The following is a 24471-nucleotide window of genomic DNA, read 5'->3' as shown; positions in this document are numbered from 1 at the left end:
CTCCCGAACCCCGTCACGTCGGCGGCCGTCCATGTCAGCCCAGCTCCGGTACCGCCTGCTCCACCGCCACCAGCCCCTCGTGCGCGATCTCCAGCTGCTCCAGGGCCACCTCGCTGCGCTCCCCGTGCAGATCGGGGCCCGTCCACTTCGAGGCCAGGCCGCCGCGGAAGGCCCACACCGCACCGGGCACCCCGGCCGCGTCCATCAGCAGCACCGCGCCGCTGCGCCGCGCGCCCAGCGGATTGCCGAGCCCGGCCCGGTACCAGGCCCACAGGCCAGGACCCCGGGCCACCCCGCGGTGCAGCACGATCCGGTTCCACGCGTGGCGCACCGGGAACTGCCGGAGCCGGTCGTTGACCCCGCCCTCCGGATACGCCGTGATCTCCAGCTGCGCTCCGAGCCCGGTGACCTGCTGGAAGGCGCCCTGGGCGGTGAGCGGCAGCAACGCGGCCTGCTCGGGCGGCAGATGGGCGGCCGCCGGGCCGAGCACCACCAGGAACCGGTACTTGGGCAGCGGCTCGGTGAAGAACTCCAGGGCCTGTTCGGTCATGCCTCCACCACCTCCAGCCGGTCCCGCCCGCCCATCAACAGGCGGACGGCGATGAACTCCATGGGCGCGGCCGGAGCCACCTCCACCTGGCAGACCAACTGCCCGAGCGCCACGAGTTCCGGCGGATTGAGCCCGTCGTCGCAGCGCACCCGGAAGGCCTCCGCGGGCCGCTCCCCGGCCAGCGCGCCCGCCTCGAACAGAGCGAGCAGCACCTCGGTCAGCCCCTGTACGAGCAGCAGCCGCAGACCGGGCGTGTCGGGCTCGAAGAGCAGCGGCTCGGTCACCGCGCGGGCCGCGCGCACCAGCCGGTGCAGCAGCCTGCGGTGGGCGATGAACCAGCCGTCGCCCACGCCCCCGGCCCGCGCCGGCGCCACCGCGGTCCGCCCGCCCCACACCAGCGGTCCCCGGCCGGGCGGGCAGCGCAGCAGATTGGCGCCCGAGGCGTACACGGCCGCCTCCTGCTCGGCGCGCAGGACGTGCGCGAGGTCGACGACGTCCTCCAGCGAGGCGTTGGCCGGGGTCGCGAACGCGCCCCGCTCACGGTCGAGCCGCGCCGTCGTTCCCGCGACATGGCCGGAGGCGGGCACGGTACGCAGCGCGGGCGGCACGGTGGCCAGGGGATCGGGCACCCGAAGCGGCGGCCAGTGCACCGCGCAGGCCTGCAGTCCCGCCGTGTCGTGCCGCTGCCGCAGGGCCTCCATCCACTCGGTGGCCCGCCGCGTCGCCGCCACCGGATCGGCGGCCGTGTCGGGCGAGTTCGGCGAGTGCGGCGGGTCGAGCAGGGCCAGCCGGTCGAGCGCCTGCGCGCAGCCCTCGACCAGCAGATCGGCCAGCTCCTCCCGGTGCCGTTCGCCGACCCCGCAGCGGTCCAGGTCGGGCAGGGCCAGCAGGGCGGGTTCCGGCAGTTGGGTCATGGCCCGTACGGCGTCGGCGTAGGCGTCGGCCAGGGTGCCGTCGTCGTCGGGGCCGCCCGGGAGGGGCGTCCCACCGGTCAGGGTGACCGCGTGGGTGCCGGCGTGGGCCGTGCCGGCCGGGGGCACGGGGGCCTGGCCGTCGGGAACCACCCGGACGAGCCGGGAGAGCGCGCTCACGGCGGCGGGAAGTGCGGCGGCCGGTAGCCAGCCGAACGACTCGGGGGACTCTCCGGGGGCGTCGACCCGCACCAGTACCTGGGCCTGTCCGGCGGTCCCGGCCGGGCGGTGCCGGACCGTCACCCGGGTGCCGTCGGCCCAGCCGCCCGGGGAGGCCGCCTCGATCCGGCAGCCCGCCGCGGGCGCGAACGGGGAGGGCGCCCCGGCCGGCCAGACCGCCGCGGCCGGGGTCGGTCCGGCCGGCTCCGTGCGCAGCACCCACAGCGCGGTGCCGCCGTTGGAGAAGAAGCCGCGCACCGCGTACGGCAGATCGAGTGCGGTGTCCAGGCCGCCGAAGACGGCGGTGTAGGCCGCCCAGTCGGTGACGCGCACGGGGGAGGCCAGGGGGCCGCGCCGGGTGCGCCCGGCGAAGCAGGCCACGTCGGTGCGCAGCGGTTGGACGGGTTCGGCCGCCGCGACCGCCGTCGCGGTCACGCCGGGCGGTGACGGCGGTGACGGCGGCGACGGGTAGGTGGGCGGCGGCGGTTCAAGGGCGGATGCGGGCACGATGTTCCCCCGATTGCGCGATGTTCTCCCGGTTACGCGGTGCAGAGCTCTTCGCCTGCGCGGTCCGGAGCTCTTTCGCCTACGCGGTCCAGAGGCCCTGGATCACGCGCTCTCGAGCCCCTGGATCACGCGATCTCGAGCTCTTCGACGCAGAGTTCGAGCGTCTCCATGGCGATCTCGTTCTTGGTCGCGCCGAGTGAGGGGCCGGTGTACTTCACCGGCCAGCCGCGGCGGAAGTTCCAGCGCATGACCGCGCTGCGGTTCTCGTCGAGGAGCGTGATGGCGCCCTCGGCGCGCTCGGTCCTGCCGTTCATCGACAACTTGACCCAGTTCCAGAACTCCGGATGGCCGGTGATGCCGCGCTTGAGGACCAGGTTGGACATCTTCGCGAGGCCCTGCTGCTTGGTCACATGGGGCTTCTTCGCGTTGCCGTCGCGGTATTCGATCGGCTGGATGTCCACGGTGAGTCCGGTGACCTCGGTGAAGGACGCTGTCACGTCATGGCCGTTGGGGGCGATGCCGATGACCTCCACGAGGAAGTTGTAGGCACCGTACGGATCGTCACGCTGAACGGGCGGCACGGCCGACCCCTCTCTTTCGGCTTCGGTACGGGGCAGGAGGTCGTCTCAGGAGGTCGTCGACTCACGGGTCGCCTGCTGGATCCGGACGACGACGAACTCGGCCGGGAAGACCGGGGCGATTCCGACCTCGCAGACCAGCCGGCCCTGGGCGAGGTCGTCCGGGGTCATCGTGGTCCGGTCGCAGACGACGTAGAACGCCTCCTCCGCGGTGGTGCCGGCCAGGGCGCCGCCGCGCCACACCCCGGTCAGGAAGGCGCCGATGGTCTGCCGGACCGAGGCCCACAGCTGCTCGGAGTTGGGCTCGAAGACCACCCACTGGAGGCCCTCGTCGAGCGACTCCTCGATGAAGAGGAAGAGCCGCCGGACGCTGACGTACTGCCACCGGGTGTCGTCGGCGAGTGTGCGCGCGCCCCATACCCGCTGGCCCAGGTTGGGGAAGGCGCGCAGCACGTTGATCCCGAAGGGGTTGAGGGTGTCCTGCTCGCGCTTGGTGACGTCCGAGGCCAGGCCGGCGCCGGGGACGATGCCGCGCAGCACGGTGTTGGCCGGGGCCTTGTGGACCCCGCGCCTGACGTCCGTGTCGGCGTAGACACCGATCATGTGCCCCGACGGGGGCGCGTCCGCGCTGCCGGTGCCCGCGGGATCGGGCACATGGAGCCAGGGGTGGTACAGGGCGGCCCGGTCGGTGGACAGCGCGGCCCGGAAGCCCCTGACGATCTCCAGGTCGGTCGTGGGGGGTCCGTCGAACACGGCGAACCGGTCACCGAGGATCTCGCAGTGTGTCTTCAGTCCGTCCAGGACGGTCGGCTCCCAGACGCCCGGCACGGCGCAGATCGCGACCTCGTCGATGTCCTCGAGCGCCTGGATGCCGGTCCGGTTCCCGCTGCCGCCGTCCACGCCGATGTAGTCGGCGGCGGTGAGTGCCGTGCCGCCGCTGTCGCCGTTCACGAGATCCAGGGTGGCGAGCGGCCGGCCAGGATCGGTCCTGGAGAGACGGGTGCTCAGATACGGCAGCGGACTCGCGCCGATGGTGAGGGTGAGCGGTGCGTCCGGGGCGGCGCCGACGTCCTGCGCGAGCGTGGCCAGATCGGCGGCGGACGCCTGCGACGTCGGGGGGATCGTCCGCGTGGACCGCGGGACGCCGGGCGGTGCGTCGACGATCTCCAGCCGGAACCCGGCCAGGACGAGGGCGTCGCCCGCGACCGCCGCCGCCCGGGGCGGGCGGTCGAGAGTGATGGTGACGTCGCTTCCGGCGGGCGCGTGGCTGACGACCGTGTGCAGACTGGGCTGTTTCGTACGGTCGGCGGGGACGAGGAGGACGGTGTCGCCGTCGTCGATCGCGCCCATGCGGGCGAGTGTCACGGTGGCCGGGGGGACGCCCGCGGGCGCCGTGGCGGGTGCGACGACGGGATAGCCGGCGGACCGCACGAGGCGCAGTACGGCGTGCAGGCCGTTGCCTCCCTCGCCCGCCTGTACCGCCTGTGCGGACAGGACGGTCGCGGGCGGGGTGGCGGTGTCGCTGAGCGTCGCGGCGGCCTGGGCGGCGGCGCCGGCCGGGGGGACGACCCTTTTGACGTACAGCCGTTGCCCGCCGTTGTCGAAGAACCCCTTCACCGCGAGGGGGAGCAGCCACCACCGGATGCCGTTCCCGTCGGCCGTGCGGACGTCGGCCTGGCTCGGCTCGGGCAGAAAGCCGCCGAAGAGCCGGTGGAACTGCAACAGGCTGGTCACCAGCTTGGGTTTGCCCGAGTCGGGGCCCCGGGCGGTCAGCCCGACCATGCCGGCGGTGCTGGTGGCCACCCCGGTGATCGGCCGCGGGCCGGTGGAGATCTCCTCGACATAGACGCCTGGGCTGAGGTATTCGGGCATCGGGGCTTCCTCCGCTACTCCGCTACGGGATCTCGATGAGCTGCTCGGTACCGCGGATGTCCTGCGCGGTCAGCTGGACGGACACCTCGGGGCCGCCGGCCCGGCCGGGCTCCGCGAGCGCCGTGACCGTGAACCACTCGGCGTCCGGTGCGGCGGGATCCGGCGGGGGCTGCTGCGGCTTGCTGCCGACCCGCCGCAACGGCAGCCGGAAGACGCCGTCCCCGGCCGTCGCCGCGACCTCCGTCCACGCGGCGATCCGCGGCAGATGGTCCGCGTCCGCGCGGGCCCGGCCGACGACCGCCGCTCCCGCCGCAGGGCGCCCGCCGTGCCGCACCCGTCCGAGCAGCAGCCGGGTGCCGGGCGGGAACGGATAGGCGGGCAGCGGGTGCAGCCGGATCCGGGTCACCGCGGGCGCCGCGTACGCCGGGGCGTCGAACTCCACGCCGGCCGGGTGCTCGGCGTCCAGCAGATACGGCGAGACGAGCCGGATCCGCAGCCGCTGTACGGCATTTGGCACGGGCGCCGGTCGCGCGCTCGCCAGGGACGGCAGCACGATCGCGCCGCTGGGGGTGGTCACGACCGGTACGTCGTTCTCGGCGGCCCACTGCCCGCCGGGCGTGCGGCGTTCGACCAGAGCGGTGACAGGCAGGACCGGGGCTCGTCCGGTGAAGGTGTCCCACGGCAGCAGACAGACAGGGCCCACCGCGATCCGTACGGTGTCCACCGCCGGGCCGCCGGCCGTCACGGGCGGACTCCCGCACTCGGTCCGACGCCGACGCCGACGCCGACGCCGCCACCGGTGACGGCCGATTCCCTGGTGATGTCCCGGGAGGCCAGATTGACCACCCGTACCTCGTAGTTGAGGGAGAGCCGGTACGGCTGCGAGATCGCCCACCACACCTTGGCCCGCTCGTCGAGCGACAGGGGGGCCAGCCGCAGTTTCAGCGACTCACCGGCGTCGGCCACGCTGTTGCTCTGCGCGGCCGGCACCAGCGACGGGCCCTGGAGGATCGCGTCGTCGTACAGCGCCCGCATCGCCCGGCCGAGGATGCGCTGCTGGGCGTCGGGAGTGCCGCCGGTGGGGATGAGCAGATAGCGCAGCAGCAGGGCCATGTCCGCCCTGCGCCGCTCCTGCCGGACGGCACCGGTGTCCGGATCCTCGACCACGGTGTGGCGGGAGGGGCGGTTGCGTGCGCTGGGGTCCTCGGCGACCTCGTACAGGAAGAGTTCCAGGCCGAGCCTTCCGTGGCCGCCGCCCCGGTGCTGCCCGACGAGCTCGACGAGGTGCACCCGGGCGTGAGCATCGGATTCGCGTACCGCGGCGGTCAGGACGTGCACCAGGATGTCGGACACATCGGCGATCACATCGGCACTGCCCACCACGACCACCCCCCTGAGTGTGCCCGGGGCTTCGTACACCGCCCAGGCCGATCACCTGCGAGGTTAGGGCGGCGGCACACCCCGGCTCTTCGGGGAAATCCCTGGGTCCCTCCCTAGGGCTGCCCTAGGGCCTGTCCTGGGCGACGAACAGGCGTGAGAGCAGGCCTTCGAGGGTGGCCCGTTCGGTGTCGCTGAGTGAGTCGAGGGCCTGGTGCGTGCCGTGCATGCCGTCACGGATGCTCGACACGGCGGCCGCCCCGTCCTCCGAGAGGACGACGTTCTTGACGCGGCGGTCGGTGGGGCTGGGCTCGCGGTAGACGAGGCCGCGTGCCTCCAGCCGATCGACGATCCCCGTTATGTTCGAGGCGTCGCAGCGCAGTATGCCCGCCAGGGCCCGCATCGGGGCCGGGCCCTGGCGCAGCACGTTGAGCGCCTTGGCCTGACTGTAGGTGAGGCCGTGTGCGGCGGCGGAGCTGGTGAGATCCGCGTAGAGGCTGACCATCGACGCCCACAGGGTGTCGAGGAGCATGACGTTGGAGACGGCGAGGGGGCCGGCGTCGGACGCCTCGGTGGAGCGGCTCGTTCCAGGTGTCGCGGACATGGAGCCAGCGTAACCCGAAACTTGACTACCTCAATCTTCGATGCTTACCTCTATCGAGTTACTTGAGGACCTCAAACTTCTATGCTCTACAGCTTTGCGACTTCAAGTTTCCGTCCAGTAGTCCATCGCCCTCGTTCGACCTACGGAAGAGACCGTGACACCCACTGATCGCGTGGCGCCCGGGCGCCCCACCGGCGACCTCTCGCTTGTCCTGGTTCTCGGCCTCGCGGCCATGATCGTCTCGATGATGCAGACCCTCGTCGTGCCGATCCTGAGCATCATCCAGAGCGACCTCGGTACCACCACCGCCAACGTCAGCTGGGTCACCACCGCGACCCTGCTGTCCGCCGCGGTCTTCACCCCGCTGCTCGGCCGGTTCGGCGACATGCACGGCAAGAAGCCCACGTTGATCGGGGTTCTGCTGCTGATGATCGCCGGTTCGGTCCTGGCGGCCACCACCACCTCGCTGCTGTGGCTGATCGTCGGCCGGGTGCTCCAGGGCGCGGCCACCGCGATCTTCCCGCTCGCCCTCTCGGTCCTGCGCGAGGAGATACCTCCGGCGAAGCTGCACGGCGCGATGGCGCTGGTGAGCGGCACGCTCGCGGTCGGCAGCGGACTCGCCCTGGTGGCGGCCGGACTGCTCACTCGGGGCTCGGACCCCGACTACCACCGGGTGTTCTGGCTCGCCGTGGTGCTCGCGACCCTCGCCCTGGTCGGCGTCGTCCTGCGCGTCCCCTCCGCACGCTCGACGACCGGCGGCCGTACCGACTGGCTCGGCGCGGGGACGCTCGCCGCGCTCCTCGTCCTGCTCCTGCTGCCGATCTCGCAGGGACACGAGTGGGGCTGGTCCTCCGCCCGCACCATCGGCCTGTTCGTCGCCGCGGTCGTCATGGCGGCCGTCTGGGTCCTGGTCGAGCGCAAGGTCCGCGCGCCGATGGTGGACATGGGGATGTTCGCCCACCGTCCGGTGCTCTTCACGAACCTCGCCGGCCTCTTCCTCGGCTTCGCGATGTTCTCCCAGTTCATCGGTGTCGCGTACCTGGCGCAGATGCCCAAGGGGCTCACCGGGTACGGATTCGGCGCCTCGGTGCTGCGCGCCTCCGTCGAGTACCTGCTGCCGACCACGCTGATCTCACTGCTCGCCGCACAGTTCGGCGGGATCCTCGTCGGGCGGATCGGGGCGCGGTTCACCCTCGCCGTGGGCGCGGCGTTCGGCGTCGCCGGCTTCGTGTGGCTGACCCTGGCGCACGACACCTCGGCGTCGGTCATCCTGGCGGGCCTGCTGATCGGCGTCGCCATCAGCTTCGGCTACGCCGCCATGCCCGCGCTCATCGTGGCGAGCGTGCCGCACCACCAGACCGGCATCGCCAACGGCCTCAACTCCATCTCCCGATCCGTCGGCAGCGCCATCGCCAGCGCCGTGATCACCTCGCTGCTCGCGTCCAAGTCCATCCAGCATCTGCCGGCCGGTGTGCCCGCGCTGCCCGCCGAGAGCCAGTTCACCCTGAGCTTCGCGATCGCCGGGGTCGCGTGCGTGCTGATCGTGGCCGTGGCGCTGGTCGGTCTGACCCGGGGTGCGGCGCAGGAGTACACGGTCGAGAAGAAGGCCGCCACCACCGACGATGCCGCCACCACCGGCGGCGCCGCGGCGGACGAGGCCGTCGTGGAGACGGCGGGCACCTCGTCCTGATCGGTGCGCGGGCAACGGCTCGCCCTTGGTACGCAGGTAACGGCTCGCCCCGTCCGTCGGGGCGAGCCGTTTTCGTGTCCGCTCCTTGGCCCGCCGTGCCCCGTCTCACCGCGCCCCCGCCTTGCCCTTGGAAACCGATCGGTTTACTCTTCGAATGAACGGAAACCGATCGGTTTCCTTTGGCTTCGGGAGTTCTCATGACATCCATCGAAGGTTCGGTCGCCCTGGTCACCGGCGGCAGCCGCGGTATCGGCCGGTCGCTGGTGCAGGCCCTCTACGAGCGCGGCGCGTCGAAGGTGTACGCCACCGCACGCGACCCCCGGACCGTCACGCACCCCGACGCGGTGCCGCTGGCGCTGGAAGTGAGCGACCCCGCGTCCGTCGCCGCGGCCGCCGAGCGCGCGCAGGACGTCACCGTCCTGATCAACAACGCGGGCGCGTCCGTGAACGCGAACTTCCTGGACTCGCCCGTCGAGGACGTCCGCCGTGAGTTCGAGACGAACTTCTTCGGCCCGCTCCTCGTCACGCGCGCCTTCGTGCCGATCATCGAGCGCAACGGCGGCGGCCACATCCTCAACGTCCACTCGGTGCTGTCGTGGATCGGGCTCCTGGGCTCCTACAGCGCCTCCAAGGCGGCCTTCTGGTCGCAGACCAACTCCCTGCGCCTCGATCTGAAGCCGCGCGGCATCGACGTCACCGGCCTGCATGTCGGCTACGTCGACACCGACATGGCCGCGCACGTGGACGGGCCGAAGTCGTCGCCCGAGAGCGTCGCGGCCCAGGCCCTCGACGGCATCCAGTCCGGTGCCTTCGAGGTGCTGGCCGACGACCTCTCCCGGCACGTCAAGGCCCAGCTGTCCGAGGACCTGGGCGCGATGTACCCGCAGCTGGTCGCGTAGGGGAGAAGGGGGAGGCGCGGAGACGGGGCGATGGGGCGATGGGGAGATCGCTCCCGTCACCCGGCGGTCAGACCGGCAGCAGGCGGCCGATCAGCTCGCTGAGCTGCCGTACGTTGCGGCACTCGTGCATCTCGACGAGCCCGGCGTACTCGGGCGCCGCCGAGTCGCCCGTGCCCCACTGGGAGAGCGGCTCGGGGTTCAGCCAGTACACACGGCGGGCCCGTTCGGACAACCGCCGGACGGCCGGCAGATTCGGGTCCCCCATGTTCGTACGGGCGTCGCCGAGGACGAACACGGTCGAGCGCGGCCCCACCGCGTCGACATACCGCTCGGCGAACTCGCCGAACGCGGCGCCGTAGTCGCTGCTGTCGTGCCAGCCCGTCAGCGTCGCCTCCGAGCGGATCCGGGCACCCAGCCCCTCCGGATCGGCCGCACCGTGCACGAGCAGCCCGGTCACCTCGTCGATCCGGTTGACGAAGGCGAACACCCGTACCTTGCTGAACTGGTCGTGCAGCGCCTGCACCAACAACATCGTGAAGTCGGAAAAGCCCGCCACCGAGCCCGACACATCGCACAGCAGCACCAGTTCGGGCCGGACGGGGCGGCGCCTGCGCAGTACCGGCCGCATCGGCACCCCGCCCGTGGACAGCGAGCCGCGCAGGGTCCGCCGCAGGTCGATGGTGCCGCGCGCGGCCCGGCGACGGCGTGCGGCGAGCCGGGTGGCCAGCTTGCGCGCGAGCGGCTGGACCGTCCTGCGCAGCTCGGCGAGCCGGTCCCGCCCGGCGAACAGGAAGTCGACCCGGTCGGCGGTCGGGGCCACCGCCCGCCGCGCCATCGCGTCCCGGCCGCGCCGCTCGGCGACCCGGCGCCGCGCCTCCGTGGCGACCAGCGCGCGGAACATCTCGATGTGCCGCCGGATCTCGTCCTCCAGCAACCGGTCGGCGAACCCCGCCGCTCCGTCCTGCCGCGCCCGGACGCTGTCACGGGCGCGCGCCATCAGCGTCTGCGGGCGGAGCCGGTCGAGTGTCTGGTAGGACGACCAGCCGTCCGACCCCGGCGAGGAGCCGTAGCCCCCGAAGCCGTCCACCGCCTCGATCGCCAGCCGCTCCAGCATCTCCCGGTCGCCCGCGGCGAGCGCGGCCGCGAGCCGGTCGCGCAGCTCCTCCCGGTCGGCGGCGGGAGCGTCGCTCTCCCGCCCGTCGGACCCCGGCGCCCCGACGAGACGCGGGAAGTACAGGTCGAAGACGGGGTCGAACACCCGGCGCTGCCCCGTGCTGTGCAGCAGCGTGGCGGCGAGGCCCTCGCGCAGCCGATCCCGGTCGGCCAGGCCGAGCGCCTCCACCGCCTGCGCGGCGTCCACCGTCTCACCGGTGCCGATCCGCACGCCGTGCGCGCGCAACGCGCCGACCAGTCCCGTCAGCCGCTCGGCGACGCCCGTCGGCGCGTTCACATGGCGTCCAGGTCGAGCTTGGCGGCCGCCTTGAGGATGTCGTCCTGGTGCTTGAGGAGGACACCGAGGCTGTCGCGCACGACGGCCGCGTCGAGGGTGTCGGCCCCGAGCGCGAGCAGGGTGCGGGCCCAGTCGATCGTCTCGGCGACGGAGGGGACCTTCCGCAGGTCCATCTCGCGCAGCGCGCCGACCACCCGCACCACCGACGCCGTCAGCGCCGCGTCCAGACCCGGCACCTTCAGCCGTACGATGCGACGCTCCAACTCCTCCTCCGGGAAGCCGATGTGGAGGAAGAGGCAGCGGCGGCGCAGTGCCTCGGACAGCTCACGGCTCGCGTTGGAGGTGAGGACCACGAACGGGCGGCTGGTCGCGGTGATCGTGCCGAGCTCCGGGACGGTGACCTGGAAGTCGCTCAGCACTTCCAGCAACAGCCCCTCCACCTCGACGTCGGCCTTGTCGGTCTCGTCGATCAGCAGCACCTTGGGATCGTCGCCGCGGATGGCGGTCAGCAGGGGGCGCGGCAGCAGGAACTCCTCGCTGAAGATGTCCGTGCGCGCCTCGTCCCACGTCTCGTCGCGGCCCGCGCTGATGCGCAGCAGCTGCTTGGCGTGGTTCCACTCGTAGAGCGCCCGGGACTCGTCCACGCCCTCGTAGCACTGCAGGCGGACCAGTCGCGCCCCGGCCACCTCGGCGACGGCCTTGGCGAGTTCGGTCTTGCCGACCCCGGCGGGGCCCTCCACCAGCAGCGGCTTGCCCAGGCGGTCGGCCAGGAAGACCGTGGTCGCGACCGCGGGCGAGGCCAGATAGCCGGTCTCGGCGAGACGCGCGGAGACATCGTCGACGGATGTGAACAGCAACGGGGCCTCCAGCGCGGCACGGCGGGGTGGGACACACGGTCCGAACGTCACTATCCAAGCGCTTGTTCAGTCGCTGTGTCACGTGTGATTGCGCCCACGCGGCCTGGGGAGACCGATCGGTTTCCTTGTCTCGTCCCGCGCGGTAACCTGCCCTCATGGCCACTACAGACAAGGCGTCCACGAGGGATCGGCTGCTGGACGCGGCGGCCGACCTCGTCTATCGCGAGGGCGTATCCGTCGGCATCGAGGCGCTGTGCCGGTCGGCCGGTGTCTCGAAGCGGTCGATGTACCAGCTCTTCGAGAGCAAGGACGAGGTCATCGCGGCGAGCCTGGAACGGCGGATTCCGCAGTACGAGAAGCAGCTCGCGCCGGATCCGGAGGATGCCGGGACGCCGCGCGAGCGCATCCTGGGAATCTTCGAGCGGGTGGAGGCGGCCTCGGTCCGGCCCGAGTACCGCGGCTGTCTGTTCCTCGCCGCGCTCGTCGAACTCAAGGACCCCGGGCACCCGGCGTCGGTGGTCGCGGGCGGCGCGAAGGACCGTATGAAAGAGGTGTTCCGAGCGCAGGCCGAGCTGGGTGGTGCGCGTGATCCCGAGTTTCTCGCCCGGCAGTTGATGTTGGTCTTCGACGGCGCGAGCGCCCGGGCCGGTGCCGGGATCGAGACGCTGGAAGGGCTGACCACGACGACGGTGACGGCGCTGCTGGATGCGGGCGGGGTGAAGTAGGCGGGACCCTCCGGGCGTCGGCTTCAGGCGCCGGGCGCGGTGCCGGGGAACGGCTGGCGGAGCCTGTGGACGACGTGGCCCATGAAGGCGGCGTTCGCGAGGGCGGCGAGGGCGATCCCCACGAGGTAGAGCGCGGTGAACAGGCCGGTGCTCGTGCCGGAGAGGGTGCCGTCGGGCAGGAGGGTGTACAGCAGGCTCAGCGGGGCGGTCAGCAGCCAGGGCACCACGGCGGCCATGGAGGCGTCGGGGTGGTCGACGAAGAGCGCGTCGAAGAGGAAGTAGCAGGTCGCGCCGGTGACGGCGGCCAGGTAGACACGGGAGAGCCAGTTGTCCGTGGCCCGGATGAGCGCGGTACGTATGCGGCGAGAGATGTTCATGACGTCCTCCGTCGGATGAAGCCGGTGGTGCGGTCCCCCTCTCCGCGAGACTGCCGGAGGGGCGTTGACATCACGATGGCGGCTGTGTCCGCGAGCGGGCATGAGTACGACTACTCATCCGATACGACTGATCCACTCAGGCGGCATATGGGTGTCACGGCTGCCGCCGGTTCTGACAGGGTACCGGCGAGGGAGCCGGGACCGCGGTCGGCCGGCGTGCGGCGGGGACCGGGAGGGGCCGGTGGACCGGCACCGCGGCAGGCCAGGACAGGGCGATGGAACCCCAGGTCAGGCCACCGCCGAAGGCGGTGAGCAGGCTGCGCTCGCCAGGTCGCACGAGGTCACGTGCGGCTGTGTCCGCGAGGGCGAGGGGGATGGAGGCGGCAGCGGTGTTGCCGACCTCCGCGATGTTCCCGAAGCGGTGCGGGGTGCCGATGCCCAGCCGGTCGCCGACGGCGTCGAGGATCCGCTGGTTGGCCTGGTGACCGACGAAGGCACGCACCGACTGGGGCGACCAGCCGGCCCGCTCCAGCACGAGCCGCGAGGAGGCGGTCATCCGGTGCACCGCGTGCCGGTACACCGTACGGCCCTGCATCCGGAAGTACCGTTGTGAGCGCGGGAGTTCGCCGTCGGCACGGGGGTGACGGGAGCCGCCCGCGGCCACCGTGATCAGCTCGCCGCCCGAGCCGTCACTGCCGAGGTCGACGGCGCGCAGCGCTCCCGGCTCCGTGGCCCCGCCCTCGCGCAGCAGGACCGCCCCGGCGCCGTCGCCGAAGATCACGGCGGTGTCCCGGTCCAGCGGGTCGATGATCGACGTGTACACCTCGGCACCGATCACGAGCGGGCGGGCGCAGGTCCCGGACGCCATCAGGGATCTCGCCACCGCGACCGCGTACACGAATCCCGAGCACACCGCCGACACGTCCATCGCCGGTACCTCGCCGAGCCCCAGGCGGTGTGCCACCTCGGGCGCGGTCGCCGGACAGGGGCGGTCCGGGGTCGTCGTCGCCAGCAGCACGAAGTCGGCGCCGTGCCCCGCGGAGTCCAGCGCGGCCCGGCCGGCGGCCACCGCGAGATCGCCTGTGCTGGTGCCCGGCTCCACGATCCGTCGCCGCGCGATGCCGGTCCGGGAACGGATCCAGAGGTCCGAGGTGTCCAGCCGGGCCGCCAGGTCGTCATTGCCGACGACACGCTCCGGCAGACACGTGCCGATCCCACAGACCACAGCAGCTGACATCACAACCACCTCTCCACGCGTCAACTGCCGGTCAGCAGCATGGTGTTCACCTAACCGGTTATGGATCAACAGGGACAAGTGCGCTCAGGGGGCGTGCGCTTCGGCGAAGAAGCACGCCGCCGTCGTGCCACGCATCCGATGGACGAAGTACGGAATGCCTCCCTCCGGGCGCCCGTCGCACACCACACGCGCCCACCGGACGAGGTGTTTGGCGGCGCCGCGCGGCGACCGCCGGGCGATGTCAGTGCCTCGGTCCATACTCGGCCCCGCGGAGTCACCTGGGCTGCGCGCCGACGGAGGGGGCCGACATGGCTGAAGTACTGCTGTTCCACCACGCGCAGGGACTGACGTCCGGTATGCACGCGTTCGCCGAGTCGCTCAGGGAAGCGGGGCACGCCGTCCACGTCCCGGATCTGTACGAAGGGCGGGTCTTCGAGAACCTGGAAGAGGGCGTCGCGCACGCCCAGGGCATCGGGTTCGGCACCCTCGTCGAGCGCGGACGGGCCGCCGCGGCCGAGCTGCCCGCCGAACTCGTGTACGCCGGGTTCTCGCTGGGCGTCCTGCCGGCGCAGGACCTCGCCCAGACCCGGGCCGGCGCGAAGGGCGCGCTGCTGTTCCACTCCTGCGTCCCGACCTCGGAGTTCGGCGGCGGCTGGCCGCAGGAGGTGCCGGTCCAGATCCACGGCATGGACGCGGACGAGTACTTCGTCGACGAGGGCGACCTCGACGCGGCCCGCGCCCTCGTCGAGTCGGCCCCCGACGCCGCCGAACTGTTCCTCTACCCCGGCAAGCAGCACCTGTTCGCCGACAACGGCCTGCCGTCGTACGACGAACACGCCGCCACCCTGCTCACCCGGCGCGTCCTCGGCTTCCTCGACGGCATCGAGTAGGGGCCGCACGGGCCGCCCATGGCGGCGACACAGCTCGGTCCACGGCTCGGCGTCCCCCGGACCGCGTCTGCGCGCGCGGACGCGGTGGCCCTCGGGGACGGCGAGCCCGAAGATCCCGGGCTTCTTCATCCGCTCGATCAGGGGGGAGGCGTCGGGCCGGGGGTTCAGACGACGCCGTCGGCCCGGAGGGCGTCGATGTCGGCCGCGCTGTGTCCCAGTGCGGTCAGGATCGCGTCGGTGTGCTCGCCCACGGCGGGAACGGCGTCCATACGGGGAGTGACCCCGGCCAGGTCGACGGGCGGCAGCAGCGCGGGCACGGGCCCCGCGCCGCCGGGCAGCCGTACGTCCTGCCAGCGGTCGCGCTGCTCGAGCACGGGGTGGGTGAGGAACTCCTCGACGGTGTTGACGCCGGAGTTGGCGATGCCCGCCGCGTCCAGCAGTCTCATCGCCTCCTGGCTGTCCAGCACGCGAAACCGCTCGGCCACGATCGCGTTCAGCTCCTCCCGGTGGGCCACGCGGTCCGAGCCGGTGGCGAAACGCGGGTCGTCGACGAGGTCCGGGCGCTCCAGGAACCGCTCGCACAGCGCGGCCCATTCGCGCTCGTTCTGGATGGAGAAGAGCACGTCCTTGCCGTCGGCCGCGGGGTAGGCACCGTAGGGGGCGATGGTGGCGTGCTGCGTGCCGAGCCGCGGCGGCTGGGTGCCGCCGTGACGCGTGTAGTACGCGGGCTGGCCCATCCACTCCGCCAGCGCCTCGAACAGCGACACCTCCACCGCGCGGGCGACTCCCGTGGTGGCGCGCGTGAACAGGGCGGTGAGGATCCCCGAGTAGGCGTACATCCCGGCCGCGATGTCGGCGACCGACACCCCGGCCCGGGCGGACCCGTGCTCGTTCCCCGTCAGGGAGACCAGTCCCGTCTGGCACTGCACGAGCAGGTCGTACGCCTTGCGGTCGGCCCAGGGCCCGCTGGTCCCGTATCCGGAGACGGTGCAGGGGATCAGGGACGGATACCGCCCCTGCAGCGCCGGGGCGTCCAGCCCGAGCCGGGTGGCCGCTCCCGGCGCGAGGTTCTGTACGAAGACGTCGGCACCGGCGAGCAGTTGCTCCAGGATGTCCCGGCCCCGGGCCGACTTCAGGTCCAGGGTCAGGGACTCCTTGGAGCGGTTGAGCCATACGAAGTAGCTGGACTCGCCGTGCACGGTGGTGTCGTAGCGACGGGCGAAGTCGCCGCCTCCCGGGCGTTCCACCTTGATCACCCGGGCGCCGAGGTCGGCCAGCTGACGGGTGGCGTAGGGCGCCGCCACCGCCTGCTCGACACTGACGACGGTGATGCCGGAGAGCGGAAGCACTTCGGAGAGCTCGGTCATGGGGCGACCTCCAGAGGCTGGCCGGGAGGCCGCGGCGACGCGGCCGTGATGCCATCATGGTCGCTCATGGAGACCTCGGCGGGCCTCCTGGAGAGCGCGACCGACCTGCTCGGAGCCGCTGCCGCCACCCCCTCGCCGAACGTCCGTCTCCTCGTCCGCGAGCGTGGCGCACGGCGCCTCTTCGGCGCCGGGTATCCCGATCAGGGTGTGGTTGGTCCTCGCGGGGGAGCCCAATACTCGGCGCATGGACGGAAAACGACAGCTGGGTGAGTTTCTGCGGGCGCGCCGCTCGCAGGTGCGGCCCGAAGACCTCGGCGTGGTGACGTACGGGGAACGCCGTCGCGTGCCGGGGCTGCGGCGCGAGGAACTGGCCCGGCTCGCCGGGGTGAGCGAGTCGTACTACGCGCGGCTGGAGCAGGGGCAGTCCCAGGCCTCCCCGGACGTCCTGGACGCGATCGCCCAGGCACTGCGGCTGAGCGAGGCCGAAGGGCGCCACCTGCGGGAGCTGTCCGCCGGAGCCCGGCGCCGGACCCGAACGCGCCGCCCGGCGCCGGAACGCGTCTCACCCGCGGTCGCCCAACTCCTGGGCGTGCTCTCGGAGGTGCCCGTGGTGGTGACGGGCCGGTACGGCGACGTACTGGCGTGGAACCGCGCCGGGCACGCGCTGTACGCCGGACACCTCGACCCGGACGCCCCGGACCGGCCGGGTGAACGACCCAACCTGGCCCGGCTGGTGTTCCTCGACGCCCACACACGCGATCTGTACGCGGACTGGCCGGCCAAGGCCAGAGCCGTCGTGGGCACGTTGCGCCTGGCGTCCGGCCAGTACCCCGACGATCCGGGACTCGCCTCGCTCGTCGGTGAACTGACCGTCAACAACGCCGAGTTCGCGGCGATGTGGGCCGACCACCGGGTCAAGACCAGTGACGTCGCGGTCCACAAGATGCGGCATCCGCTGGTGGGCGCCATGGACGTCACCCAGCAGACGCTGCACACCGAACAGGGGCAGAACGTCGTCGTCGCGACCACCGAGGCCGACTCACCGTCACGGGCCGCCATGACCCTCCTCACCCACAGCACGGCGGCGCCCGGACCGTCCGCCGGGCGCCGGAAGACCATCGCGAAGCAAACAGTGAAGGAAACGGCGAAGGACACATGAGAAAGAAACTGACCGCACTTGCCTACACGGTCACGGCCGCCGCGATGACGGCCGTGACCGCCCTCACCGCGTCCCCCGTGGTGGCGGCCACCGGGCCGCTCGCGAAGCCCCGTATCGCCGCTCACTTCGACCTGGCCCGGGGGCAGATGCCGGAGAACATCGCGCTGGAGCCCGACGGCACGGCCGACGTCACCTTCGCGGCCGCCCGGCAGGTGGCCTCCGTCAGCACGGCGGGCGTGACCCGTGTCCTGGCGACCCTGCCGGCGCCCGCCGACGGCGGGGTGCACACCCCGGTCCTCGGCTTCGCCCTGACCACCGGCATAGCCCGGGCCCACGACGGCACGCTGTACTTCCTCTACGCCACCGGCACTTCGGACCTGACCGGCCTGTGGCGGCTGCGCCCGGGCGGCACCCCACAGCGCATCGCCGCCCTGCCCGCGGACGGCCTGCCCAACGGACTGGTGCTGGACGAACACCGAGGCAGGCTCTACATCGCCGACTCCGTACTGGGAAAGATCTACACCGTCTCCACGAAGGGTTCCACCGGCGGCGAACCGGTCACCTGGTCCGCCGCCCCCGACCTCTCCTCGACCGGCTTCCTCGGCGTCAACGGTCTGAAGATCCACGACAACGCGCTGTGGGCGACCAACCTCGACCGGGGCACCGTGCTGCGTATCCCGTTCGGCCGCGACGGCGGGCCCGGGCCCGTCCGGATCCGGGCGACGGGTCTCACCGGTATAGACGACTTCGCCTTCACCGGCCGCGGCGACGAGATCCTGGCCGCGCTCAACGGCCCCGACACGGTCGTACGCATCCGGCGAGACGGCACCTCGTCGACGGTACTCACCGCCGCCGACGGCCTGCAGAACCCGACCTCGCTCGCGCTGCGCCGCGGCACGCTCTACGTCCTCAGCGCCGCCTACAGCACGGCCACCGACCCCAACCTCCTGCTGGCCCCCGCGTCGATCGGAAGGAGTCGGAGGTAGCCCGTCCGGTTCACCGGGCAACGCGCCCGCGCCCCGGGATCTTTGAGGGGCGCGGGGAACCGCGCGACCAGCCCCCACGCACCCGCACCCGACGGACCGACTACCGCTCGTCGTCGAAGGTCACGACCACCTTCTCCGCCGCACCCGGCGTCAACGCGAGCTCGAACGCGTGCTTGGCGTCATCGAAGGGAACACGGTGGCTGATGAGCTTGGCGAAGCGCTCGTGGTGCTCGATGAGTTCGGGGGTGACCTCGAAGATCTCGGTGGGGTAGCCCTGCGAGGCGATGAGGGTCAGCTCACTGCGGAGCATCCCGCCGAGATCGATCGCGTCGGACTTCTTCTGTACGGCCACCATGACCAGCCTGGCCCCCCACTTCGCCGACTCGACCGTGGTGTTGATGACGGCGGCGACACCGGCCGCGTCGATGTAGATGTCGGTGTCGGGACGGGGCTGGCCGAGCGCGTTCGCGGCCTGCCCGTGCAGCTCGGTCAGCCGCTCGGTCACGTTCTCCTCGGCGGAGTCGATGACTGCATCCGCACCGATGGCGAGCGCGGTCTCCAGGCGCTCGGGGATGACGTCGGCGACCGTGACGTGCCGCACGCCCCGCAGCTTCAGCCAGATCGCCGCGCCGAGCCCGATCGGCCCGGCGCCGAAGATCACGACCTTGTCGGTGGGCTTGGCCTCGGACCGGTTGACGCAGTGGCGGGCGACGGCCATGGGCTCGTTGAGGGCGGCGACGTCGAAGGGAACGGACCCGGGGAAGACGGCGACGCTCTTGCCGGCCTCGGCGTTCTCGATGAGGAGGTACTCACTGAGCCCGCCGAACCTGCCGCCGCAGCCGATGATGCCGGAGGGGGCGTCCTGGGGGTTGACCACCACTCGGTCACCCACCTTCAGGCCCTCGACCTCGGCGCCGACCTCGACGATCTCACCCGCGGGCTCGTGACCGAGGGGGATGGAGACCATGGAGCCGTCGGGGCCGAAAGGAGCGCCGCCGATGTGGAGGAAGAAGGTGTCGGTTCCACAGATGCCGCAGGCACGGATGCGCATGAGGATGTCCTTGGGACCGGGGACGGGGCGCTCGACCTCGACGACGTCGATGGCGTCGACGGGGCCGGTCTGTACGGACTTCATGGTGGCCATGGAGGGATTCACTTTCTCAATACGCTGCGGCGGTTGCTTGCTTCTGGCTCGGACGAGCCGTGGATGACGCCGAGCCCTTCAGGGCCGGTGCCGCTCAAGCCGTGCTCCTTCGCTCGGTACGCGCGGTGGACGGCCGACCTCGGTGGACAGGGGAGAGATGACGCGCGTCGGTGCCCTCGGGCCCGGCGGCGGACGGAGGGAGTGAACCGGCCGCCGGGCCCGGGACCGCGCCGTCCCCCGTCCCCACGGGTTCGGCGTGGCGAGGCCGCCTCCGCTCGAGGAGGCCCCGGTCTGTGTGCCGGCTACCGGCTTACTTGAGTCAGGCAAGCATATGTGAAGTACTTGAGTCAAGCAAGTGGTTGCTAAGTTACTTGACTCAGGCAATTAGATGCTAGACTTGGGCCATGCCCACACCGCCGCCCGCAGAGGTTCCCGTCTCGGCCGCCATGCAGGAGATCGAGCGCGCCCTGAGCCGCGTCACCTACCTGGCCAGAGGGATCCGCCAGCACGATCGGCTGATGGCGCTGGCCGGGGTGGCGCTGGACCGTGCCGCCACGGCGCTGCTGCGGCAGATCGCCGACTCCGAGCCCCTGCGCCCCGGTGAGCTCGCGGCCCGGCTGGCCGTGGAGGCTTCTCATGTCACCCGCCAGGTGCAGCAGTTGCAGAAGGCCGGCCTCGTGACCAGGGTGCCGGACCCCGACGACCGCCGTGCGCAGCGCATCCAGATCACCCCGGCGGGCGAGGAGGCGGTCGACCGCATTCGCGAGGCGAGCACGCGGGGTATGCAGATGGCTCTGGCGGACTGGTCGCCGCAGGAGCTGCAGCAGCTCGCCACCCTGTTCCACCGGATGGTGGACGACTTCCTCTCGTACGCCATCGAGGACGAGGAGACCGTTGCTAAAGACTGAGCGGGAGTGAGTCCTGTTGCCAGGACCCGTGCTCAGCCGAACGCCCCGAACGGTGCTGGGCGTTCTGGTCCCCCGCGTTCGCTCCGCGTCCGGCGCCGACGGATCGTGTCCGTGGTCCGGGGATGCGGGGGCGGGTTCCCTCACGCCTGGGGATGCCCGGTCGGGCCTGGACGGTCCGATGCCCCGCACGATCACTCTGGTCGTGCGGGGGCGGTGCCGTCCGTCGCCGGATCGGGTGTCCCTGGGCGCGCCTTCCGATCGCCACCGCTGCCGCGTCGTGGCGAGTCGTCTTACGGTTGCTGCTGGTGAGAGGTTTTTGCCAGTGCTGGGCGCCCCAGCGGCTGGTGTAGGCGGGGTCCACGGCGATGATGGCGATGCCCGTCTGGTCGGCCATCGAGGTCAGCCGGGCGCGGAGTCTGCCGGTGGGCATGCCGGAGATGACCTGCCGGAACCGCTTCCTGCGGCCGTGTTTCTCGCGGGTCTTGTCTGCGGTGAAGTCCAGGTCCTCGATGGCGATGGCCTTCACGCCGCAGGCCCGGGCCCAGTGCAGCAGCCGGGTGAGGGCGTGGCGGACCTGGGCGTCGCGGTGATCTCGCGAGCCGGTCAGGTCGTAGAAGAACCGGCGCGGGGCACCGATGGGGTTGCCGTGGACGTCCAGGCGCCAGGCGGCGAGGTGGTCGGCGTTCATGTCCACACCGATCACGCCGTCGACGAGCGCGGCACGGATGGGGATGGCCGGGGTGGGCGGGATCTGCCAGGAGGCGGTCAGATACCAGCGGTCCCGGCCCACGTCCAGGTGGATGCGGTAGGCGATCGCCCGGTTGGCCCCAACGCGGTCGGCCCACTCGGTGCCCCGGTGCCCGAACGTGGCGCGGCAGGCGAGGACGTACCGGCCGTGCCCGGCGTTCGCCAGATGCGCGAGCGGCGCGGGCAGCTTGATGCTGACCTCGCCGTCGGGGCTGACGCGGATGGTCTCGTTGCCGTAGCGCTTGCCGGACTCTCCGTCGGCGGCGAGGAACCAGCGCTCGGCCTCCCAGAGTTCACGCCACTGGGCCTCGGTGAGGTGGGCGGCGTCCAGGTGGTGCCGGGTGCGGGCCAGGCGCTTGCCGCCGCGCACGACACGCACGCGCCTCGCCTCACGGTCGGCCCGCTCGGCGGCCAGTCGGTCTTCCAGCACGTGCAGGCGACGCGCCTTGGCATGCCACTCCCGCCTCGAACGGTAACCGCCCGGCGTCTTTTTGGAGCCCTTCTGCCCGACGGGAAGGGACAGCCGGTGTGTGAGGGTCCTGATGCCCGCTTCCAGGTTCTGGACGTGCGCCAGCTGGCAGCGGCGGGCCAGCGCCCACTGGTCGTGCGACGCCTTCGTGATCGTCCCGGCCCAGCGTGACGACGAGAGGGGGGTCAGCTCGCGCTTGCGGGCCGCCCAGGTGTCGGCGGAATGCTCCGGACCGTCCCGGCAGCGCGCCGCAAGATCCTTCGCGGCGAGCGACCCCAGATGCGCACCGACCAGCCGCAGCACCTTCTCGTCCCCAGGGGCCAGGAGCTTGAGCCGGGTACGGACCGCCACACCGGTCGGACCGGACGCGACGAACGGCTCCGCCACTTCCCTCAGCTCGCCCACCCTCCACCCCCGCCCGTCCGCACCCGAAGATCCCAACACCGCATCCAACGAGCACCACCCGCAGAGGTCACGCATTCGGCACAAGAACACCAGTTCCCTTCAGGTACGTGGCACGACGCTTATCACCGGCACTCGCTCCCGCTCACCGTTACAACGTGCTCGAGCGCACTCCAGGAGCAGCAGCTCCCCCCCCCGGGAGCCGGCCGGGGCCGCCCACCCGGCCTGATCCAGCGGTGGGTCTGGTGTGGAACGGAGGACCCCCGGTCCGGGCGAAGGGGAGTCGCCTGCTCGGCTCGGCCATCTGCGCGGGCACGACGAGATCGTCGTGGTGGAGGGCGAGTTGAGCGAGCGTCGGTTCCTGGCCGTCTACCGCACCGGTGACCGGCTGGCCGGAGCCCTCGCGGTCGGGATGCCGCCGAAGGCCATGCGTCCCTGGCGGCAGGCCATCGCCACCGGCACCAGCTGGCACGAGGCGATACGGGCCTGGGCATGGGCGACGGACGCCGATGCCAAGGAGGCCGTCCACGGCGAACCGTCCTTCTGAGCACCGCGCGCGGAAGAACCCGCGTGGCGACGCGCGGGAAGATCGTGGACGGTCTGATCGACACCATGCCGGCCGGCCTCGCCCGCGACACACGCGTCCGGGAGACACGTCGTGAACAGGACCCGGCGTCCCTTCGTATCCCTTTTCGAGTACGCGCGAACCGCACCGGAGACGGAAAGAGACGACGTGCCCCAGCAGCGACGCCAAGGACGCCTCGGCCGCACCCCTTCCCCCACCCGCCTCGTCCGCCGGGCCGCGGTCGCCGGGGGTCTGGCTCTGCTCCCCCTTGCCGTGGGCTGCGACGCCGGAGGGGAGGAGGCGGCGGCCGAGCGCAAGGCCTCGAAGAAGGCCGGCGCCGTCGAGGTGGTGGCGCCCGCGGACGTCGAGGTGCTCGCGAACCTCACCGGATGCAAGGTCACGATCCGCATCGAGGCGAAGGAACTCCGCGAGGGTGCCTGCCACACGGAGACCGGCGACTACCTCATCACGACGTTCCCCGAAGAGCGGTACAAACTGACCTGGCTGGACAGTGCCGCGGTCTACGGCGGGACGTTTCTCGTCGGCCCGCGCTGGGCGATCAGCGCACAGCCGGAGGTCCTCGAACCGCTGCGTGCGAAGGTCGGCGGAACCGTCCGGCGCCTGCGGGACCCGAACGCCACGACCGGATCCTGACGAGGACTCGCCCCCCGTGCCGTCCCGCGGGATCAGGCGGGCTGAGGGGTGAAGCGGTGCAGGCCCTTGCGGTCGTAGTAACGGGTCATGGCGAGGCCGAAGAGGAGGCCGAGGGCGGCGCCGACGGCGATCATGATCCAGGCGCGGGTGAGGCCGGCGTCGCCGCGGGCGTCGAAGAAGAGGATGGCCCTGACACCCATGCTGAGTTGGTGCATCGGTTCGAAGGTGCTCAGGAAACGGTAGAAGCCGGGGACGGCTTCGAGGGGCACGGTGGATCCGGAGGACGGCAGGCCCAGGACGATGAACACGAACATCGAGACGAGCTGACCGATGCCCCCGAAGGCGGCGTTGATGGCCTGTACGCCCAGGCCGACGGCGAGTGACGCGCAGTAGGAGTAGACCCACAGCAGCGGCAGGTGCGAGGCGTCCATGCCGAGGATGCCGATGGTGGCGATCATGACCAGCGTGGTGCTGAGGACGATGATTCCCGCGGTCATGGCCATCTTCAGCAGCAGTGTCTGGGTGCGGCTGATGGGCACGGTGGGACGGCGGGTGTGCCAGGGGCCGATCTCGTTGTCGGCGTAGCCGAGGGCGGTGTCGACGCCGTTGTTGATGACGTTGCCGCCGAGGAATCCGGCGAGGACGAGGAGCAGGGTGTAGTAGAAGGCGCTCAGACCCAGGCCGCTGTGATCGCTGATGGGGTGGCCGACCTGGGTGGTGACGGCGACGGGGTCGGCCAGCACGAGGCGGGTGGTGGCGTCGGCCTGCGCGGTGGCGGCGGAATCCATCAGCTGCTTGCCGATGGCCAGGGAGGCCTGCTCGGCGGCCTGTTGGGTGATCCGGGCGGCGAGGGAGGAGCCGAGGCTGCCCATGCCGGGGTTGGTGAGCACCGTCAGGGTGGGCCGGGTGGTGGCGTTCGCCGTGGTGAGGGCGGCGGTGGTGGTGGTGAAGTCGGCGGGGACGACCAGGGCGCCGTAGATCTTGCCGGAGGCCAGTTTCTCCTCGGTCTGGGCGCGGGTGAGGGGCTGCCAGTCGGCCTTGCCGGAGGTGTCGGTGATGACGGAGCGGGTGATCTGTGTGCCGAGGTTCGTGGTCTGCCCGGGCAGGGGTCTGCCCTGGTCGGCGTTGACGATGCCGATGGGCAGGTGGTGCAGTTCCCCGTTCGGGTTGACGATGCCGCCCATGTAGAGCAGCGACAGCAGGAACGCCAGCAGCCCGCACAGCACGGTCGGCACCAGCCACAGTCTGGGGCGACACAGGAGCGCGGCGGCGCGTGCCCGGACGGGGGTGTCGTCGGCGGTGGACGTGCTGTCGGCGGCCATGGTTC

The 24471-nt window shown here is 71.8% G+C and carries 25 protein-coding genes; 9 read left to right on the top strand and 16 right to left on the bottom strand.

The window, feature by feature from the left end; genetic code table 11:
* Positions 1-34: 34 nt before the first annotated feature.
* From OG568_RS11065 to OG568_RS11035, 7 genes are all read right to left on the bottom strand, one after another.
* The gene (locus OG568_RS11065) at positions 35-550 is read right to left on the bottom strand and encodes a phage tail protein (protein ID WP_329531335.1); all 516 of its coding nucleotides are present in this window, start codon (positions 548-550) and stop codon (positions 35-37) included.
* Positions 547-2187, bottom strand: coding sequence for a phage tail sheath subtilisin-like domain-containing protein (locus OG568_RS11060; RefSeq protein ID WP_329531334.1), 1641 nt, complete (start codon positions 2185-2187; stop codon positions 547-549). Before OG568_RS11060 ends, OG568_RS11065 begins: the two co-directional genes overlap by 4 nt.
* Positions 2188-2312: 125 nt before the next feature.
* A complete protein-coding gene (locus OG568_RS11055) occupies positions 2313-2768 on the bottom strand; it encodes a phage tail protein (RefSeq protein ID WP_329531333.1) in 456 nt (151 codons plus the stop codon).
* A 45-nt stretch (positions 2769-2813) separates the two neighbouring features.
* Entirely contained in the window at positions 2814-4637 is a 1824-nt protein-coding gene (locus OG568_RS11050) for a phage tail sheath C-terminal domain-containing protein (RefSeq protein WP_329531332.1), read from the bottom strand.
* 22 nt (positions 4638-4659) lie between these two features.
* Positions 4660-5382, bottom strand: a complete 723-nt coding sequence (locus tag OG568_RS11045) for a hypothetical protein (RefSeq protein WP_329531331.1) — start codon at positions 5380-5382, stop codon at positions 4660-4662.
* Positions 5379-6026, bottom strand: coding sequence for a DUF4255 domain-containing protein (locus OG568_RS11040; protein ID WP_329531330.1), 648 nt, complete (start codon positions 6024-6026; stop codon positions 5379-5381). Before OG568_RS11040 ends, OG568_RS11045 begins: the two co-directional genes overlap by 4 nt.
* 115 nt (positions 6027-6141) lie before the next feature.
* Entirely contained in the window at positions 6142-6618 is a 477-nt protein-coding gene (locus OG568_RS11035) for a MarR family winged helix-turn-helix transcriptional regulator (protein ID WP_329531329.1), read from the bottom strand.
* 154 nt (positions 6619-6772) lie between these two features.
* On the opposite strand from OG568_RS11035, the gene OG568_RS11030 reads away from it, so the two are divergent.
* Both OG568_RS11030 and OG568_RS11025 read left to right on the top strand, forming a co-directional pair.
* Positions 6773-8308 carry an MFS transporter gene (locus OG568_RS11030; protein ID WP_443077609.1) on the top strand — a complete coding sequence of 512 codons (1536 nt, stop codon included), beginning with the start codon at positions 6773-6775 and terminating at the stop codon, positions 8306-8308.
* Positions 8309-8505: 197 nt separating this feature from the next.
* Positions 8506-9207 carry an SDR family oxidoreductase gene (locus OG568_RS11025; protein ID WP_329531328.1) on the top strand — a complete coding sequence of 234 codons (702 nt, stop codon included), beginning with the start codon at positions 8506-8508 and terminating at the stop codon, positions 9205-9207.
* A 67-nt stretch (positions 9208-9274) separates the two neighbouring features.
* Here the strand turns inward: OG568_RS11025 and OG568_RS11020 are convergent, their stop codons facing one another.
* Positions 9275-10657: a VWA domain-containing protein gene (locus OG568_RS11020; RefSeq protein WP_329531327.1), complete on the bottom strand. Its 1383-nt coding sequence runs from the start codon at positions 10655-10657 to the stop codon at positions 9275-9277.
* Entirely contained in the window at positions 10654-11511 is an 858-nt protein-coding gene (locus OG568_RS11015; protein ID WP_266591573.1) for an AAA family ATPase, read from the bottom strand. Before OG568_RS11015 ends, OG568_RS11020 begins: the two co-directional genes overlap by 4 nt.
* Before the next feature lie 158 nt (positions 11512-11669).
* On the opposite strand from OG568_RS11015, the gene OG568_RS11010 reads away from it, so the two are divergent.
* On the top strand, positions 11670-12239 hold the full coding sequence (locus OG568_RS11010; protein WP_329531326.1) for a TetR/AcrR family transcriptional regulator: 570 nt from the start codon (positions 11670-11672) through the stop codon (positions 12237-12239).
* A 23-nt stretch (positions 12240-12262) separates the two neighbouring features.
* Here OG568_RS11010 and OG568_RS11005 read toward each other — a convergent pair whose 3' ends face one another.
* From OG568_RS11005 to OG568_RS10995, 3 genes are all read right to left on the bottom strand, one after another.
* Complete coding sequence (locus OG568_RS11005; protein WP_329531325.1) at positions 12263-12616, bottom strand: SCO4225 family membrane protein; 354 nt, start codon at positions 12614-12616, stop codon at positions 12263-12265.
* Between the two features lie 154 nt (positions 12617-12770).
* The gene (locus OG568_RS11000) at positions 12771-13853 is read right to left on the bottom strand and encodes a beta-ketoacyl-ACP synthase III (RefSeq protein ID WP_329531324.1); all 1083 of its coding nucleotides are present in this window, start codon (positions 13851-13853) and stop codon (positions 12771-12773) included.
* Positions 13854-13937: 84 nt separating this feature from the next.
* Complete coding sequence (locus tag OG568_RS10995; protein ID WP_329531323.1) at positions 13938-14111, bottom strand: hypothetical protein; 174 nt, start codon at positions 14109-14111, stop codon at positions 13938-13940.
* A gap of 50 nt (positions 14112-14161) precedes the next feature.
* Between OG568_RS10995 and OG568_RS10990 the strand changes: the two genes are divergently transcribed.
* Complete coding sequence (locus tag OG568_RS10990; RefSeq protein WP_329531322.1) at positions 14162-14743, top strand: dienelactone hydrolase family protein; 582 nt, start codon at positions 14162-14164, stop codon at positions 14741-14743.
* A 164-nt stretch (positions 14744-14907) separates the two neighbouring features.
* Here the strand turns inward: OG568_RS10990 and OG568_RS10985 are convergent, their stop codons facing one another.
* Complete coding sequence (locus tag OG568_RS10985) at positions 14908-16110, bottom strand: CaiB/BaiF CoA transferase family protein (RefSeq protein WP_329531321.1); 1203 nt, start codon at positions 16108-16110, stop codon at positions 14908-14910.
* A gap of 244 nt (positions 16111-16354) precedes the next feature.
* On the opposite strand from OG568_RS10985, the gene OG568_RS10980 reads away from it, so the two are divergent.
* Together OG568_RS10980 and OG568_RS10975 are read left to right on the top strand one after the other, a co-directional pair.
* Positions 16355-17269 (top strand): helix-turn-helix domain-containing protein, encoded by a 915-nt coding sequence (locus OG568_RS10980; protein ID WP_329531320.1) that lies wholly within the window; start codon positions 16355-16357, stop codon positions 17267-17269.
* A complete protein-coding gene (locus OG568_RS10975) occupies positions 17266-18255 on the top strand; it encodes a hypothetical protein (RefSeq protein ID WP_329531319.1) in 990 nt (329 codons plus the stop codon). The genes OG568_RS10980 and OG568_RS10975 overlap by 4 nt, the downstream gene beginning before the upstream one ends.
* A gap of 100 nt (positions 18256-18355) precedes the next feature.
* Here OG568_RS10975 and OG568_RS10970 read toward each other — a convergent pair whose 3' ends face one another.
* The gene (locus OG568_RS10970) at positions 18356-19399 is read right to left on the bottom strand and encodes a zinc-dependent alcohol dehydrogenase (RefSeq protein WP_329531318.1); all 1044 of its coding nucleotides are present in this window, start codon (positions 19397-19399) and stop codon (positions 18356-18358) included.
* Positions 19400-19803: 404 nt separating this feature from the next.
* Here OG568_RS10970 and OG568_RS10965 point away from each other — a divergent pair, with 404 nt between their 5' ends.
* The gene (locus tag OG568_RS10965) at positions 19804-20307 is read left to right on the top strand and encodes a MarR family winged helix-turn-helix transcriptional regulator (protein WP_329531317.1); all 504 of its coding nucleotides are present in this window, start codon (positions 19804-19806) and stop codon (positions 20305-20307) included.
* Here the strand turns inward: OG568_RS10965 and OG568_RS10960 are convergent.
* The gene (locus OG568_RS10960; protein ID WP_329531316.1) at positions 20297-21928 is read right to left on the bottom strand and encodes a transposase; all 1632 of its coding nucleotides are present in this window, start codon (positions 21926-21928) and stop codon (positions 20297-20299) included. The genes OG568_RS10965 and OG568_RS10960 overlap by 11 nt on opposite strands.
* Positions 21929-22172: 244 nt before the next feature.
* Here OG568_RS10960 and OG568_RS10955 point away from each other — a divergent pair, with 244 nt between their 5' ends.
* Positions 22173-22472: an oxidoreductase C-terminal domain-containing protein gene (locus OG568_RS10955; protein ID WP_329531315.1), complete on the top strand. Its 300-nt coding sequence runs from the start codon at positions 22173-22175 to the stop codon at positions 22470-22472.
* 186 nt (positions 22473-22658) lie between these two features.
* Positions 22659-23144, top strand: a complete 486-nt coding sequence (locus OG568_RS10950; RefSeq protein WP_329531314.1) for a hypothetical protein — start codon at positions 22659-22661, stop codon at positions 23142-23144.
* Positions 23145-23176: 32 nt separating this feature from the next.
* On the opposite strand, the gene OG568_RS10945 is transcribed toward OG568_RS10950, so the two are convergent.
* Positions 23177-24466: a YhgE/Pip domain-containing protein gene (locus OG568_RS10945; protein ID WP_329531313.1), complete on the bottom strand. Its 1290-nt coding sequence runs from the start codon at positions 24464-24466 to the stop codon at positions 23177-23179.
* Between the last annotated feature and the right edge of the window lie 5 nt (positions 24467-24471).

The sequence above is a fragment of the Streptomyces sp. NBC_01450 genome, assembly GCF_036227505.1.
GTDB lineage: Bacteria > Actinomycetota > Actinomycetes > Streptomycetales > Streptomycetaceae > Streptomyces.
This window is presented reverse-complemented; position numbering and strand designations above follow the sequence as displayed.